The 15,878-nt window shown below is 60.2% G+C and carries 13 protein-coding genes; 4 read left to right on the top strand and 9 right to left on the bottom strand.

Annotated elements, in window-relative coordinates; genetic code table 11:
- Window positions 1–14 precede the first annotated feature (14 nt).
- From guaB to ACIOYV_RS13005, 3 genes are all read right to left on the bottom strand, one after another.
- Complete coding sequence (gene guaB / locus ACIOYV_RS13015) at window positions 15–1,484, bottom strand: IMP dehydrogenase (RefSeq protein WP_054045343.1); 1,470 nt, start codon at window positions 1,482–1,484, stop codon at window positions 15–17.
- Between the two features lie 222 nt (window positions 1,485–1,706).
- Window positions 1,707–2,255 carry a hypothetical protein gene (locus ACIOYV_RS13010; protein ID WP_054613626.1) on the bottom strand — a complete coding sequence of 183 codons (549 nt, stop codon included), beginning with the start codon at window positions 2,253–2,255 and terminating at the stop codon, window positions 1,707–1,709.
- A 186-nt stretch (window positions 2,256–2,441) separates the two neighbouring features.
- A complete protein-coding gene (locus ACIOYV_RS13005) occupies window positions 2,442–3,209 on the bottom strand; it encodes a sulfite exporter TauE/SafE family protein (RefSeq protein WP_401324161.1) in 768 nt (255 codons plus the stop codon).
- A gap of 101 nt (window positions 3,210–3,310) precedes the next feature.
- Here ACIOYV_RS13005 and ACIOYV_RS13000 point away from each other — a divergent pair, with 101 nt between their 5' ends.
- The 4 genes from ACIOYV_RS13000 to leuA all read left to right on the top strand — a co-directional run bounded on the left by ACIOYV_RS13000 (window position 3,311) and on the right by leuA (window position 8,780).
- Entirely contained in the window at window positions 3,311–4,261 is a 951-nt protein-coding gene (locus ACIOYV_RS13000) for a LysR family transcriptional regulator (protein ID WP_401324159.1), read from the top strand.
- Window positions 4,262–4,419: 158 nt separating this feature from the next.
- The gene (gene xseA, locus ACIOYV_RS12995) at window positions 4,420–5,799 is read left to right on the top strand and encodes an exodeoxyribonuclease VII large subunit (RefSeq protein ID WP_054613623.1); all 1,380 of its coding nucleotides are present in this window, start codon (window positions 4,420–4,422) and stop codon (window positions 5,797–5,799) included.
- Between the two features lie 3 nt (window positions 5,800–5,802).
- Window positions 5,803–6,624, top strand: coding sequence for a peptidoglycan DD-metalloendopeptidase family protein (locus ACIOYV_RS12990; protein ID WP_401324157.1), 822 nt, complete (start codon window positions 5,803–5,805; stop codon window positions 6,622–6,624).
- Window positions 6,625–7,097: 473 nt separating this feature from the next.
- Window positions 7,098–8,780, top strand: a complete 1,683-nt coding sequence (gene leuA / locus ACIOYV_RS12985; protein ID WP_054045357.1) for a 2-isopropylmalate synthase — start codon at window positions 7,098–7,100, stop codon at window positions 8,778–8,780.
- 204 nt (window positions 8,781–8,984) lie between these two features.
- On the opposite strand, the gene ACIOYV_RS12980 is transcribed toward leuA, so the two are convergent.
- The 6 genes from ACIOYV_RS12980 to hisS form a co-directional block, all read right to left on the bottom strand.
- Window positions 8,985–9,776 (bottom strand): amidohydrolase, encoded by a 792-nt coding sequence (locus ACIOYV_RS12980; protein WP_401324155.1) that lies wholly within the window; start codon window positions 9,774–9,776, stop codon window positions 8,985–8,987.
- The gene (locus ACIOYV_RS12975; protein ID WP_401324153.1) at window positions 9,764–10,912 is read right to left on the bottom strand and encodes a pyridoxal phosphate-dependent aminotransferase; all 1,149 of its coding nucleotides are present in this window, start codon (window positions 10,910–10,912) and stop codon (window positions 9,764–9,766) included. Before ACIOYV_RS12975 ends, ACIOYV_RS12980 begins: the two co-directional genes overlap by 13 nt.
- Window positions 10,913–11,143: 231 nt before the next feature.
- Complete coding sequence (gene der, locus ACIOYV_RS12970) at window positions 11,144–12,613, bottom strand: ribosome biogenesis GTPase Der (RefSeq protein WP_401324152.1); 1,470 nt, start codon at window positions 12,611–12,613, stop codon at window positions 11,144–11,146.
- Between the two features lie 139 nt (window positions 12,614–12,752).
- Entirely contained in the window at window positions 12,753–13,904 is a 1,152-nt protein-coding gene (gene bamB / locus ACIOYV_RS12965; protein WP_054045367.1) for an outer membrane protein assembly factor BamB, read from the bottom strand.
- Window positions 13,897–14,538: a tetratricopeptide repeat protein gene (locus ACIOYV_RS12960; RefSeq protein ID WP_163912255.1), complete on the bottom strand. Its 642-nt coding sequence runs from the start codon at window positions 14,536–14,538 to the stop codon at window positions 13,897–13,899. The genes bamB and ACIOYV_RS12960 overlap by 8 nt, the downstream gene beginning before the upstream one ends.
- A 40-nt stretch (window positions 14,539–14,578) precedes the next feature.
- On the bottom strand, window positions 14,579–15,868 hold the full coding sequence (gene hisS, locus ACIOYV_RS12955; protein ID WP_163912252.1) for a histidine--tRNA ligase: 1,290 nt from the start codon (window positions 15,866–15,868) through the stop codon (window positions 14,579–14,581).
- Between the last annotated feature and the right edge of the window lie 10 nt (window positions 15,869–15,878).

Here is a 15,878-nt window from a genome sequence, read left to right as displayed (position 1 = left end):
TTTTGCTGGAAGCCTCAACCTACGCGGTAGTTTGGCGCTTCTTTGGTGATTTGTACGTCGTGCACGTGGGACTCGGCCATGCCAGCGCCGGTGATCCGCACGAACTCAGGCTTGGTGCGCATTTCTTCGATGTCGGCACTGCCGGTGTAGCCCATCGAGGAACGCAGGCCGCCCATCAGTTGATGGATGATGGCGCTCAGGGTGCCTTTGTAAGGAACACGCCCTTCGATGCCTTCCGGTACGAGCTTCTCGGCGCCTGCCGAGGAATCCTGGAAGTAACGATCGGAGGAGCCTTGAGCCTGGGACATGGCGCCCAGCGAACCCATGCCGCGGTAAGCCTTGTACGAACGACCCTGGAACAGTTCGATCTCGCCTGGCGCTTCTTCAGTACCGGCGAACATCGAGCCCATCATCACGCAGGAGGCACCGGCTACGATGGCCTTGGACAGGTCACCGGAGAAACGGATGCCGCCGTCGGCGATCAACGGCACGCCGGAGCCTTCAAGGGCAGCGGCGACGTTGGCGATGGCACTGATTTGCGGGACGCCGACACCGGCGACGATACGGGTGGTGCAGATCGAGCCAGGGCCGATACCGACCTTGACTGCGTCGGCGCCTGCTTCAACCAGGGCCTTGGCGGCAGCGCCGGTGGCGATGTTGCCGCCGATGACCTGCACGTCAGGGAAATTCTGTTTGACCCAGCGAACGCGGTCGATCACGCCTTTGGAGTGACCGTGTGCGGTGTCGACCACCACCACGTCCACGCCGGCATTGACCAGGGCTGCAACGCGGTCGCCGGTGTCTTTACCGGTACCGACTGCAGCGCCAACACGCAGACGACCTTGATCGTCCTTGCTGGCCAGCGGGTAAGCCTTGGCTTTTTCGATGTCGTTGACGGTCATCATGCCTTTGAGGGCAAATTTGTCGTCGACGATCAGTACGCGTTCGATGCGGTTTTTGTGCAACAACTCGCGAACGTCGTTCTTGTCGGCGCCTTCCTTGACCGTGACCAGACGCTCTTTAGGCGTCATCACTTCACGGACGGTGGCGTCCAGACGGTTTTCGAAACGTACGTCGCGGGAAGTGACGATGCCGACCAGGTCGCCATCGTGCAGTACCGGAACGCCGGAGATGTTGTGCATGCGGGTCAGTTCGAACAGTTCACGAACCGTGGCGTCAGCCTCGATGGTGATCGGGTCTTTGACCACGCCGGCTTCGTAACGCTTGACCTTGCGCACTTCGGCAGCTTGCTGCTCGATGGTCATGTTCTTGTGGATGATACCGATGCCACCTTCCTGAGCCATGGCGATTGCCAGACGGGCTTCAGTGACGGTGTCCATAGCGGCAGAAACCAGAGGAATATTCAGCTCGATGCCACGGGTTAGGCGGGTCTTGAGACTGACTTCGTTAGGAAGCACCTCGGAATAACCGGGCACTAGGAGAATGTCGTCGAATGTCAGAGCTTCTTGGCTGATACGCAGCATCGCGGGGGCTCCCGAGCGGGAAAATGGAAGCGCGCCATTATAGTCAGACACCCCCTCGGGTTCAATGTAAAACTCTGTCTATTATCGATGCAGTGATCGACGGGGGTTTTGGCACACAAACCGTGTAGGAGCGAGGCTTGCCCGCGAAGGCGTCATCACTGGCGCTAAAAGCTTCGCGGGCAAGCCTCGCTCCTACGGTTTCGGTTTCGGTTGCGGTTTCGGTTACAGCTCGACCTTGACCCAACTGACGGGCTGATCCAGCCAATCGGCGAACTCATCGATAAAGCTCTGCTTGAACCCTGCCTCGCCCCAGTTGTTGAAGATGAAGCCCAGGTTGGAAAAGCCGCATTCCTGCAAAAACAGAAACCCGTTGATGTCGTCTTCATGCCCGCACTCGGGGCAGGTGAAGTTGTCGGTGCGCCCCGGCATCCACTCTTCCAGGCTTTCGAACAGCGCTTCGCCGACTTCCTTGCGGCATTCGGCACAGCCCGCCTCGCCCAGAAAGCCCTTGGCCGGGGTGTAGATGCAGCGCTTGGTGATGATCTCCAGGCCATTTACCGCTTCGCCAAACGGCAGCGCTTGCGGGTGCAGGACCACAGCGCGAGCGCCATCGGCAAGGGCGTGGGCCATGCGGTTGCCGGTGCGGCCGCAGGTGGTCAGCTCTTCCTTGATGATGTTCTTGCGCACCAGCCAACGCACGACCGCCCGGGCCCGGGGTTCGTGCACCGGCAGCGTGGAAATTTTCGGGACGATGATGCTTTGGGAATTCATGGTGCCAAGCCTACTGCGTCAAATGGGGAATTCTGCGGCGTGCCGGGTAACGCCTTCGCGGGCAAGCCTCGCTCCTACAGGATATGTGTCGTCGCAAATTTATCGAACGACACCCAACTTGTAGGGGCGAGGCTTGCCCGCGAAGGCGTCAGGACGGCCGGCAGCTTAATCCCTGACACACGCAGGTCAAGTACTCAAATACCGCCCGATCAAGGCAATCCCGCTGGCCAGCACCAACCACGTTACCAGCCGTACGAACGCCTCTCGGGACAATCTCATGGTCAACCGCCGGCCAATCCATAACCCGAGCGCCATGGCCGGCAACAAACACACGGCCAATACCAACAAGGGTAGCTCGGCATACACACCCGCGACGGCAAACAGGCTCAAACGCACCACGGTGCTGCAACTGATCAGCGCACTTTGCGTCGCCCGGGCCGCCTCCTTGGGCAGGCGACTGTTCAAATAGATCGCATATAAAAAGCCGCCACTGCCAAACAACGCGCCGAACATCCCGCCCACCGTGCCCATCGGCAGCGCCCAAGCGGCGGACAGTTGTGTCGGACGGGTTTTGACCCACAGGCTGTAAACCGCATAGGCGCTGATAAACAGCCCCATCATCAGCAGCAACACATCAGACTTGAGGTTCAGCAGGAAGATCACTCCCAACGTGCAACCCACCGCCATGCACGGCAGCAGTCGCAGCAATTCCGGCTTGGCTACATCTCGCCGCGACGGCAGCAGATTGCCAAACGCCGCGACGAAATCCAGCAACACCAGCAACGGCACGATCTTCGACAGCGGCATAAACAGAATCAGGATCGGCCCCGCCACCAGCGCAGTGCCAAACCCGGCGATGCCAAACACGATGTAGGCCAGCGCGATGCCCAACCCGATCACCAGCCAATCCGTCGCACCGAACGGCCATTGGCTCAACAACTCAAGCACATTCATTTGCAGGGCTTTCCTTGAATACCTGAGATGACTTTAGCCAGCGCCGAGGGTTGCGACTAATATCTTCCAAGTCGCCCACCCATCTCGAAAAGGCATGCCTCGTGCTTTCAACCCGTCAATTGCGTTACTTCGTGGAAATCGCCGAGTGCGGCAGTTTCAGCGCTGCGGCTGAACGCCTGTTTATCGCACAGTCGGCCCTGAGCCGGCAGATCAAGGACATGGAAACCCGCCTGCAAACGCCGTTGTTCGAACGCACCGCGCGCCAACCGCGACTGACCGCCGCAGGCGAAGCCTTTTTGCCCCGAGCCAGAAATCTTCTGCACGAACTGACCAAGGCCAGCGAGATGGCCACTCAGGTCGGCACTGGCCAACTCGGCACGTTGCGCCTGAGCCATTCCAGCACGGTGCCGATGAGTGACCGGTTGTTACGGGGCATCAGCGCTTATCTGGATCAACATGCCGGTGTGTCCATGGACATCGTCAAGCTGTCCTCGGAAGCGCAGTTGGAGGAGTTGGCGGAAGGTCGCCTCGATGTCGGTCTGTTGCGCTTGCCGGTGCTGCGTCAGCGTGAAGGAGTGCAGATTATTCCTTTATATAGCGAACGCTTGCTGCTGGCCGTTCCGCCGAATCATCGACTGGCTGTGGATAACTCAGGGCAAGGCATCGATCTGGCGCAATTGAAGGATGAAGCGTTTATCTCCATTCCTCATCCGCAACGCGGCGGGCTGAGTTATTTGTCTGCGGAGTTGTGCATGCGCCAGGGGTTCTTTCCGAAAGCCGCGCGGGTGGTGTCGCGCAAAACCACGCAATTGCAATTGATCCAGGCCGGGTTTGGCATCGCCTTGCTGCCGGAGTCGATGCAGGACATCGCCCCGCAGGATATCCATTTCCTGCCGCTGGCCGATCCGGACTGCCACAGCACCGTCGCCCTCGCCTATCGGCAACATCCTACTGCGCTGGTCCAACACTTCATCAACACCTTCACAAATCCCTGTGGGAGCGGGCTATGTGGCGAGGGGATTTATCCCCGTCCGGCTGCGAAGCAGTCGTAAAACCATTGCTTGCGGTACATCTGATACATCGCGGTTTTCAATTCGTGGCCGCTTCGCAGCCCAACGGGGATAAATCCCCTCGCCACATAGCCCGCTCCCACAGGGGATTTGTGTTGAGTCATGGAGATTGATGGACGAATGCCTTTAAACTGCGCCCCATGATTAAAGATCCCTTTGCAAGACTCGGCCTGGACCGTGAAGTCCTGACTGTCAGCCAGCTCAACGGCCGCGCGCGGGTGTTGCTGGAAGACGTGTTCAGCAATATCTGGGTCGAAGGCGAAATCTCCAACCTCGCCCGCCCGGCGTCCGGCCATGTGTATTTCACCCTCAAGGACAGCGGCGCGCAGGTGCGTTGCGCGCTGTTCCGGCAGAACGCCGCGCGGGTGCGCCAGGCGCTGAAGGATGGCCTGGCGGTCAAGGTGCGCGGCAAGGTCTCGCTGTTCGAGGGCCGTGGCGACTATCAGTTGATCCTCGACACTGTGGAACCGGCTGGCGACGGCGCCCTGCGACTGGCCTTCGATGCGCTGAAAGAAAAACTCAGCGCCGAAGGCCTGTTCAGTGCCGAACGCAAAGTGCCGCTGCCGGCGCATCCGCAACGCATTGGCATTATCAGTTCGCCGACCGGCGCGGTGATCCGCGACATCATCAGCGTGTTCCGCCGCCGCGCGCCGCAGGTGCAACTGACGCTGATCCCCACCGCCGTACAAGGTCGCGAAGCCACCGCGCAGATTGTCCGTGCATTGAAACTGGCGGACGCCCGTGGCTTCGATGCGTTGATCCTGGCCCGTGGCGGCGGCTCGCTGGAAGACCTCTGGTGTTTCAACGAAGAAGCCGTGGCCCGTGCCGTGGATGCCTGCGTGACGCCGATTGTCAGCGCGGTCGGCCATGAAACCGACGTCTCGATCAGTGACTTCGTGGCCGACGTTCGTGCGCCGACGCCTTCTGCCGCCGCTGAATTGCTGGCTCCGGACTCCAGTGACCTGGTGCGCCGGGTCGAAAGTCTGCACCGTCGTCTGGTGATGCGCATCCGCGACCGTTTGATGCGCGATCGCCTGCGTCTGGAAGGCATGTCCCGGCGTCTGCGGCATCCCGGCGAACGCCTGCGCCAGCAAGCGCAACGTCTGGACGATCTGGATATGCGTATGCGCCGTGCCTTCGAGCGCAGCCTCAATACTCGCCGCGAACGCTTGATCCGCTTGGAAACCCGCCTCGCCGGGCAACATCCGGGTCGGCAATTGGCGATGTTGCGCCAGCGCCTCGACAGTTTCGCTGAACGCCTGCCCCGAGCAATGCGCGAAAGCCTCAAAAGCCGTCGCCTGCAACTGCAAAGCCAAGTTCAGACGCTGCAAGTGGTCAGTCCGTTGGCGACCCTTGCCCGTGGCTACAGCATTTTGCTGGACGAGCGCGGCAACGCGATTCGCAATGCCGCCCAGACTCATCCCGGCCAACGCCTGAATGCCCGGCTCGGCGAAGGCGAGTTGCAAGTGCGCGTCGAAGACAATCACCTGACGCCTGTCACCCTTTCTCTACTGGATTGACCCATGCCGCGTTTCCTCGCTCCGCTGCTGTTGCTATGCCTGACCTTCAACGCCCACGCCGACAGTTACATCACCCGTCTGCTGAACAAACCGGTGCCGGGCGGTGTGGCCGTGGTTGATCTGGGCGCCGCAGCCCAGGCGCCGAAAGCCACGTATCAGGGCAAACCGGTGCTGGTGGTCAAGGAACAGAGCAATTGGCTGGCGATTGTCGGCGTGCCGCTCAGCGTTAAACCGGGCACCCAGCAAGTCAGCAGCGGTGGCCGCAATCTGAACTTCACGGTCGGCAACAAGAAATACCCGGAACAGCACATCACGTTGAAGAACACTCAGCAGGTCAATCCGAACCCGGAAAACCTCAAGCGCATCGAAGGCGAACTGGCCGAGCAGATCCAGGCGTATCGCAGCTTCAGCCCCGGCACCCCGAGCAATCTGCTGCTGGACAAACCGGTCAATGGGCCGCTGTCGAGCAAGTTCGGTGTACGTCGGTTCTTTAACGGTGAAGAACGCAATCCTCACGCTGGCCTGGACTTCGCGGTACCGGCGGGCACGCCGATCAAGACACCGGCGGCGGGCAAGGTGATTTTGATCGGCAACTACTTCTTCAACGGCAATACCGTGTTTGTCGACCATGGCCAGGGTTTTATCAGCATGTTCTGCCACATGTCGAAGATTGATGTGAAGGTTGGGCAGCAATTGGCGCGGGGTGGTGTGGTCGGCAAGGTGGGTTCGACTGGCCGTGCGACCGGGCCGCATATGCACTGGAATATCAGCCTGAATGATGCGCGGGTGGATCCGGCGATATTTATTGGGGCGTTTCAGCCTTAGATAAGTTGTCGGGGCTGATGGCCTCTTCGCGGGCAAGTCGGGTCGCCGCATCGCTCGCTCCTACGGGTTCGTGGTGGCCTCGAGATCAGACGAAACCTGTAGGAGCGAGGCTTGCCCGCGAAGGCGGCCTCACAGGCAACACATCACCAGCCTCCAATTGCGCATCGATCAAACCCCACGCAAACATCCAAACGATCACCCTACATCGCAGCAATAAAATCTCGCCAATCCCGCCTTTTCGAGTATTCCTCTCAATTTTTTTCGACTGCTTGCCATCCTCAACCCCGGCGGTTAGGGTTAAAGCCATGAAAACCTCTCACACCCTCATCCAGCTTCGCCAGCACCGCAGCCTGTGCCTCGTCAGCGCACGACTGCCGGGCTGAATTGCGGTGCCTCGCCTGACACGTTTTCCCCATAACTTTTGATCCACCGGCAGGCCGCCTCTTTTCGGCCCACACAATAAGGATTTCCCGATGAGCATGCTCAAAGACCCGTCTTCGAAATACCGCGCGTTCCCGACTATCGACATCCCGGACCGTACCTGGCCGTCGAAGACCATCACCGCCGCGCCGATCTGGTGCAGCTCGGACTTGCGTGACGGCAACCAGTCGCTGATCGAGCCGATGGACGCGGTGAAAAAGCTGCGTTTCTGGAAAACCCTGGTGCAGGTCGGTGTGAAAGAAATCGAAGCGTCGTTCCCGGCGGCTTCGCAAACTGACTTTGACTTCGTGCGCACCTTGATCGAAGACGGCCACATCCCGGACGACACCACCATTCAGGTGCTGACCCAGGGCCGTGAAGACTTGATCGAGCGCACTTTCGAATCCCTGCGCGGCGCGAAAAAAGCCATCGTTCACTTGTACAACGCGACCTCCCCTTCTTTCCGCCGCATTGTCTTCAACCAGGACAAGGACGGGATCAAGGCCATCGCCGTGAACGCCGCCAAGCTGTTCGTCAAATACGCAGCCCAGCAGCCGGACACCGAGTGGACCTTCGAATACTCGCCGGAAACCTTCAGCGCCACCGAACTCGAGTTCGCCAAAGAAGTGTGCGATGCGGTGATCGAAGTCTGGAACCCGACGCCTGAGCACAAGGTGATCCTCAACCTGCCAGCCACCGTCGAATGCGCGACCCCGAACATCTATGCCGACCAGATCGAATGGTTCGGCCGTCACATCAACCGTCGTGACAGCGTGATCATCAGCCTGCACACCCACAACGACCGTGGCACCGGCGTGGCCGCCACCGAATTGGGCCTGATGGCCGGCGCTGACCGTGTCGAAGGCTGCCTGTTCGGCAACGGCGAGCGCACCGGTAACGTCGATCTGGTCACCGTAGCGTTGAACCTCTACACCCAGGGCATTCATCCTGAGCTGGACTTCTCCGACATCGACGGCGTGCGCAAAGTCGTCGAAGAGTGCAACCAGATCCAGGTGCACCCACGTCACCCGTACGTCGGCGACCTGGTTCACACCGCGTTCTCCGGCTCCCACCAGGACGCGATCCGCAAGGGCTTCGCCCAACAGAAACCGGACACCTTGTGGGAAGTGCCGTACTTGCCGATCGACCCAGCCGACATCGGCCGCAGCTACGAGGCGGTGATCCGCGTCAACAGCCAGTCGGGCAAGGGCGGTATCGCCTACCTGCTGGAACAGGAATACGGCATTAGCTTGCCGCGTCGCATGCAGATCGAGTTCAGCCAAGTCGTGCAGCGTGAAACCGATCGCCTCGGCCTGGAGATGACTGCCCAGCAAATCCACGCGTTGCTGCACAGCGAGTACTTGCAGGCCAACACGCCTTACGCGCTGGTCAGCCACCGCTTGCAGGAAGAGAACGGCAACAGCTCGGTGGAAGTGGAAGTCTCCGGCAAAGGCCAGGGCGAAACCAACCTGCACTGGCGCGGCAAGGGCAACGGTGCCCTCGAAGCACTGGTGGCCGGCCTGCCGATCCCGGTGGAAATCATGGACTACAACGAACACGCCATCGGCGCGGGCACCAATGCCAAGGCGGCGGCCTACATCGAGCTGCGGGTTGAAGGCCAGCGTGCGGTGCACGGCGTGGGCATCGATGAAAACATCACCACGGCGAGCTTCAAGGCTCTGTTCAGCGCGCTGAACCGCTCGCTGAGCCAGCCGGAAGCGAAAGAAGCGGCGTAAGCGTTCGCTGAAATGCAAAAGGCCCCAAGGTGAGAACCTTGGGGCCTTTTTGTTTACCTGATGTTTATGCGTTGGCAGTCGATCCGCTATCGCGAGCAAGCTCGCTCCCACAGGGTGTTTGGGTGTACACAAAATCTGTGTTCACCCCGATCAACTGTGGGAGCGAGCTTGCTCGCGATGAGGCCCTGTCAGGCAACGAAAATCTCAGGTGAACTCAAAAGTATCAGCATCCAGATTCGCCGGAAACCGTGTGCGATAAGCCGCCAGTTCCGCCGCGTCCAGCACCACCTGAAACACCCCATCCGCCTCGCCTGCGCTGAGCAATGTCTCGCCCTGGAAATCCAGCACCTGACTGTCACCGGTATACGCAAAGCCTTTGCCGTCAGTACCGATCCTGTTTACCGCTGCCACATAGCACAGGTTCTCGATCGCCCGGGCCGGCAGTAAGCGGTTCCAGTGCTGACGCCGTGCACCCGGCCAGTTGGCGGTGTACAGCAGCAGGTCAGTGTCCTGGGCGTCACGGCTCCAGACCGGGAAACGCAGGTCGTAGCAAATTAGCGGCCGGATACGCCAGCCCTTGAGTTCGAACTGCACCTGACGTTCGCCGGGCGTGTAGTGGTTGTGTTCGCCGGCCATGCGGAACAGGTGGCGCTTGTCGTAATGCAGCACCTCACCGTCCGGTCGCGCCCAGAGCAGGCGATTGCGGTGGCTGCCATCGGCGGCCTGGACGATCACGCTGCCGGTGATCACCGCATCCAGCTTCGCAGCCTGGATCCGCAGCCACTTACTGGTGGGGCCGTTTTCCGCTTCGGCCAGGGTTTCGGACTGCATGGAGAAACCTGTGGTGAACATCTCCGGCAGGATAATCAGGTCCGCGCCGCGTGCCTGTTCCAGCAATTGCTCGAAATGCTCCAGGTTAGCCTGGCGGTCATGCCAGGCCAGGGTGGTCTGGATCAGCGCGATGTTCAGGTTGGGCAGCGCACTCAGATCACGCATAGTTTTGCCGCTGCTTCACGCAGGGTCTCCTCGCGTTTGGCGAAGCACAAGCGCACCAGGCGCTGGCCTTCGGGCGGGTTCTGGTAGAACACCGAGATCGGGATGCTCGCCACGCCGTGTTCGCGGGTCATCCACAGCGCCATCTCGACGTCGTTGAGGTCCGGGCGAATCTGCGAATAATCGACCAATTGGAAATAGGTGCCCGTGACACGGGTCAAGCTGAAGCGCGACGGCGCCAGCAGATCGCAGAACAGATCGCGCTTGGCCTGATAGAAACCCGGCAGCTCTTCGACATGTTCCGGGTGCTCGGCCATGAAGTCGGCCAAGGCAAATTGCAACGGGGTCACGCCGCAGAAACTGACGTACTGGTGAACCTTGCGCAATTCCGCGGTGAGGGCTGGCGGCGCGACGACGTAGCCGGTTTTCCAACCGGTGACGTGATAGGTCTTGCCGAAGGAGCTGACCACGAAGGCGCGCTGATACAACTCTTCGTGATTCAGTACGCTGACGTGGGGGACGCCATCGAACACCAAGTGTTCGTAGACTTCATCGCTGACGATGTAGATGTCGCGATCACGAATCAAATCCGCCAACTGATCCAGTTCGGCACGGCTGATCAGTGCACCGCTTGGGTTGTGCGGCGAATTCAGCACGATCATCCGCGTGCGCGGCGTGATTGCCTCGGACAGCTTCTGGAAGTCGATGGAGAAATCATCCAGCCCGAGCTGCACATGGACGCAGCGGCCACCGGCCAGTTCCACCGACGGCTCGTAACTGTCATAGCACGGGTCGAAGACGATCACTTCGTCGCCGCTGTGGATCACCGCCTGAATCGCACAGAAGATTGCCTGAGTGGCGCCGGGGGTGACGGTCACCTCTTGATCGGCATCAACGTTGACGCCGTAGCTGCGCGCGATCTTCGCCACAATCTGCTGACGCAACGCCGGCAGGCCGGTCATTGGCGAATACTGGTTATGGCCACTGGCAATGTGCCGGCCGACGGCATCGCACAACGCCTTCGGGGCATCGAAATCGGGAAACCCCTGGGACAGGTTGATCGCCCCGGTTTGCGCCGCGAGCTGAGACATCTGAGTGAAGATAGTGATGCCGACATTCGGCAGCTTACTGGTGATCATCGGTGGTTCCCTGCTCTACACCCGGCTCTAACGGCGGCGCGGGAGAGCCCGAGGATAGCCCAAACGGCGCCCATAAAAAAAGGGCGCCTGCTGGCGCCCTCTCTATATTGATCGTTCCCACGCTCTGCGTGGGAATGCCGCCATGGACGCTCTGCGTCCACCACGAATGTGACGCAGAGCGTCACGGGATACATTCCCACGCAGGAGCGTGGGAACGATCAAAAACTACTTCTATTTCTTATCGCGGCGCTTTTTGTCGGCTTTTTTGTGGTGCGACATCATGCGGCGCTTCTTGTTGACCTGACGGTCGGTGAGCGTGGTCTTTTTGCCTTCGTACGGGTTCTCGCCGCCCTTGAACTCGATGCGGATCGGCGTACCGACCAGCTTCAAGACACGACGGTAAGTGTTTTCCAGATACCGCACGTAAGACTTCGGCACCTTCTCGATCTGGTTACCGTGAATCACGATGATCGGCGGGTTCGCGCCACCCAAGTGGGCATAACGCAGCTTGATCCGGCGGTTGTTGACCATCGGTGGCGCGTGCTCGCCGACCGCATCTTCCAGAATCTGGGTGAGGCGGTTGGTCGGCCAGCGGGTGACCGCGGACTTGAACGAGTTCTGTACGGAAGCGTAGAGGTTACCCACGCCAGTGCCGTGCAGGGCCGAGATGAAGTGGATGTCGGCGAAGTCGACGAAGAACAGGCGGCGTTGCAGCTCGACTTTTACGAAGTCGCGCTCGCTCGGCGTCATGCCGTCCCACTTGTTGATCGCGATAACCAGTGCACGACCCGCTTCCAGGGCAAAGCCCAGCAGGTTGAGGTCGTGGTCCACAACGCCTTCGCGGGCGTCCATCACGAAGATCACTACGTTGGCGTCTTTGATCGCTTGCAGGGTTTTGACCACGGAGAACTTTTCAACTTCTTCGTGGATCTTGCCGCGCTTGCGCACACCAGCGGTGTCGATCAGCGTGTACTTCTCGTCGTTACGCTCGAACGGGATGTAGATACTGTCGCGAGTGGTGCCAGGTTCGTCGTACACGATGACCCGGTCTTCACCGAGCATGCGGTTTACCAAGGTCGACTTGCCGACGTTCGGGCGACCGATGATCGCGATCTTGATCCCGTCTTTTTCGCTTGGGCCAGGAATGCGCTTGGCTTCCTCGCCTTCGGCAACGATCTCTTCATCGCCTTCTTCTGGCTCTTCTTCGTCTTTCGGGAAGGTGCTCAGAGCGATTTCGAGCATCTGGGTGATGCCACGACCGTGGGCGCCGGCGATCGGAATCGCGTGGCCCATGCCCAACGGGGCGAACTCGGCGCGGGCCATTTCAGGGTCGATGTTGTCGACCTTGTTGGCAACCACGTAGGAACGCTTGTTACGTTTGCGCAAATGCTCGGCGATCATCTGGTCGGCGGCGGTGAAACCGGCCTTGGCATCTACCAGGAACAGAACGACATCTGCTTCTTCAATGGCCAGCAGCGACTGCTCGGCCATTTTTTCGTCCATACCGTGCTCGTCACCGGAGATACCGCCGGTGTCGACCAGAATGTAGGAACGCCCTTGCCACTTGGCCTCACCGTATTGGCGATCACGGGTCAGACCGGACAAGACGCCGACGATGGCGTCGCGAGTCCTGGTCAGGCGGTTGAACAAGGTGGACTTGCCGACGTTCGGTCGGCCCACCAGGGCGATTACGGGAACCATGCGGCTCTCCACTTCGTTATTTCAGAAAATACAAAAGCCGCTGCGAGGCAGCGGCTGGTGCTCGGGGCAGCGCTTGAGGGCGCTGCGAACCCCGTCGAACGGGGCTGCCTGGGGTTTAACCCCAAGCATAGTCAAACCTTTACTTAATGGTCAGGGCTTCCAGTTTGCCGCTGTTGCCATAAACATAAATCGTGTCACCCACCACCAGCGGACGGGCACGCAGGCCATCGCTGTCGATGCGTTCGCGGCCGACGAAGCGACCGTCCACCTGGCTCAGCAGGTGCAGGTAGCCTTCCATGTCGCCGACTGCAACGTAGCTGGAGAACACTTCCGGAGCCGACAGTTGACGGCGAGCCAGCGAATCGTTGCTCCACAAGGCTGTGGTGGAACGCTCGTCGACGCCTTCAACGGTGCCCGAAGACAGGCTCACGTAAACGCTGCCAAAACCCTGGGCGACACCGGCATAGCTGGAAGCATCACGCTGCCAGAGCTGACGACCGCTTTGCAGGTCCAGTGCCGCGACGCGACCCTGGTAGCTGGCGACGTATAGGGTTTCGCCGGACAACAGCAGACCGCCGTCGATATCGACCACGCGCTCCAGTTCCGAACGGCCCTGTGGAATCGCAACCCGTTGTTCCCACACCGGCACGCCGTTGGAAATATCGAGAGCGACCACTTTACCGGTCGACAGGCCAGCCACCGCGAGGCGGTTGGTGACGACTGGCGCACTGGTGCCACGCAGGGTCAGGACGGCCGGAGTGCTGTCATACAACCAGCGCTGGGTACCGGTAGCAGCGTCCAGGCCGATCAGACGATCGTCCTGGGTCTGAACCACCACAACGTCGCCGTTGTTGGCTGGCGGTGCGAGGACTTCGCTGGACACGCGAGCGCGCCATTTCTCTTCACCGTTGGTGGCGTCCAGGGCAACGATTTCGCCCTTGAGCGTACCGATCGTGACCAGACCGTAACCTACGCCAACGGCGCCGGAGACAGGCAGTTCAAGATCTTTCTTCCATTTGACGTCGCCATTGTTGCGGTCCATCGCCACGATCACGCCAGTGACGTCGGCCGCAAAGATGGTGCTGCCATCGATCGCCGGTACCAGCATGTTGTAGGTTTCGCCCTGACCGTCACCGATCGAACGACTCCATTGCTTCTGCAGGACGACTTCTTCTTTGAAGTCGACCAGCTCGGCCGGCGGCAATTCTTTTTTGCTGTTGCTGCTGCAACCCGCGGCCAAAATGGCCAGAGCCAGCAATGCTGCATGTTTCCAACGGATCACGTCACGCATCCCCTTTGGCCAGGTCGTCCAGCTTGATTTGGAGGCCGCCGACTGCCGCTTCATCCGACAGTGCTGCCTTGGCTTTTTGATACGCTGTGTTCGCTTCGTCAGTACGACCCAACTGCACCAGCAGGTCGCCCTTGAGTTCTTCGCGAGTGGCCAGGAACGACTTGTCGGCATCGCCTTCAAGCAGTTTCAGGGCTTCTTCGACCTTGTTCTGCGCCGCCAGGACCTGCGCCAGACGCTGACGGGCGATTTCGCCCAGCGCCGGGTTGGCCGGTTTATCGGCGATGGCTTTCAGCTCGGTGGCTGCGTCGTCCAGCTTGCCGCTGTCGACCGCGACTTTCGCCACGAACAGGCTGCCGTATTGCGCGTAAGCAGAACCGCCGAACTCGCTGTTGAGCTTGCCGGCCAGGTCCGAAACCCGGGCTGCGTCAGGCTTGCCGTCAGGCGTCAGCGTGGTTTCCAGCAGTTGCTGATAGAGAATCGAGGCGCCTTGCGACTGATTGCTCTGATACTTGTGAAAGGCCTGCCAGCCGAACACGATGACCAGCGCCAACAGGCCGCCAGTGACCAGGGGCTTGCCGTTACGTGTCCACCAGTCCTTCAAATCCGCCAGTTGTTCGTCTTCGGTACTCGACACCCCAATACTCCTTAATCGCTAAATCGGCTGTTTGACAGCTTCAACCCTGCACGACGCAGGTGGCCAGGTGTGCAGCGAGCGCATCCCAGGCAATGCTTTGTTGTTCGCCCTGGCCACGCAGGGGTTTGAAACCTACCACTTGCTGGGCCATCTCGTCGTCACCGAGGATCAGCGCATACAACGCACCGCTCTTGTCGGCTTTCTTGAACTGACTTTTGAAACTGCCGGCGCCGGCATTGACTTGCAGGCGCAGGTTGGGCAACTGGTCACGCACACGTTCACTCAGGGTCAGACCGGCCAGCTCGGCAGCTTCACCGAAGGCGCAGAGGTAGACGTCGACCTGACGGGAGATCTCTTGCGGGATCTGCTCCAGGGTTTCCAGCAGCAGCACCAGACGCTCGATACCCATGGCGAAACCAACGCCCGAGGTCGGCTTGCCGCCCATCTGCTCCACCAGACCGTCGTAACGACCACCGGCACACACGGTGCCCTGGGCGCCCAACTTGTCGGTGACCCATTCGAAAACGGTCTTGCTGTAGTAATCCAGCCCGCGAACCAGCTTCGGGTTGATCACATAAGGAATGCCGGCAGCGTCGAGGCGAGCCTTGAGGCCCTCGAAGTGCACGCGGGATTCTTCGTCGAGGTAATCGGCCATTTTCGGCGCGTTGACCAATACCGCTTGAGTCTCGGCGTTCTTGGTGTCCAGAACCCGCAAAGGGTTAGTCTTCAGACGGCGCTGGCTGTCCTCGTCGAGCTTGTCCAGGTGTGCCGAGAGGAACTCGACCAGGGCTTCGCGATAACGACCGCGAGACTCGCTGGTGCCCAGGCTGTTGAGTTCAAGCTTGACCGCATCGCGGATGCCCAGCTCGCCCCACAGGCGCCAGGTCAGCACGATCAGCTCGGCGTCGATGTCCGGACCGTCGAGGTTGAACACTTCCACGCCGATCTGGTGGAACTGGCGATAACGACCTTTCTGTGGACGCTCGTGACGGAACATCGGGCCGATGTACCAGAGTTTCTGCACCTGGCCGCCGCCGGTGATGCCGTGCTCGAGCACCGCACGCACGCAGGCCGCGGTGCCTTCAGGGCGCAGGGTCAGGGAGTCGCCGTTGCGGTCGTCGAAGGTGTACATCTCTTTTTCGACGATGTCGGTCACTTCACCGATGGAGCGCTTGAACAGCTCGGTGAACTCGACGATCGGCATGCGGATCTGCTTGTAACCGTAGTTATCCAGCAAACGCGAGACGGTGCCCTCGAAATGACGCCACAGGGGCGTCTGCTCGGGCAGGATGTCGTTCATGCCACGTATGGCTTGCAGAGACTTGCTCACTATCAATCCT

The organism is Pseudomonas sp. NPDC087342 (genome assembly GCF_044744265.1).
Taxonomy (GTDB): domain Bacteria; phylum Pseudomonadota; class Gammaproteobacteria; order Pseudomonadales; family Pseudomonadaceae; genus Aquipseudomonas; species Aquipseudomonas nunensis.
This window is presented reverse-complemented; position numbering and strand designations above follow the sequence as displayed.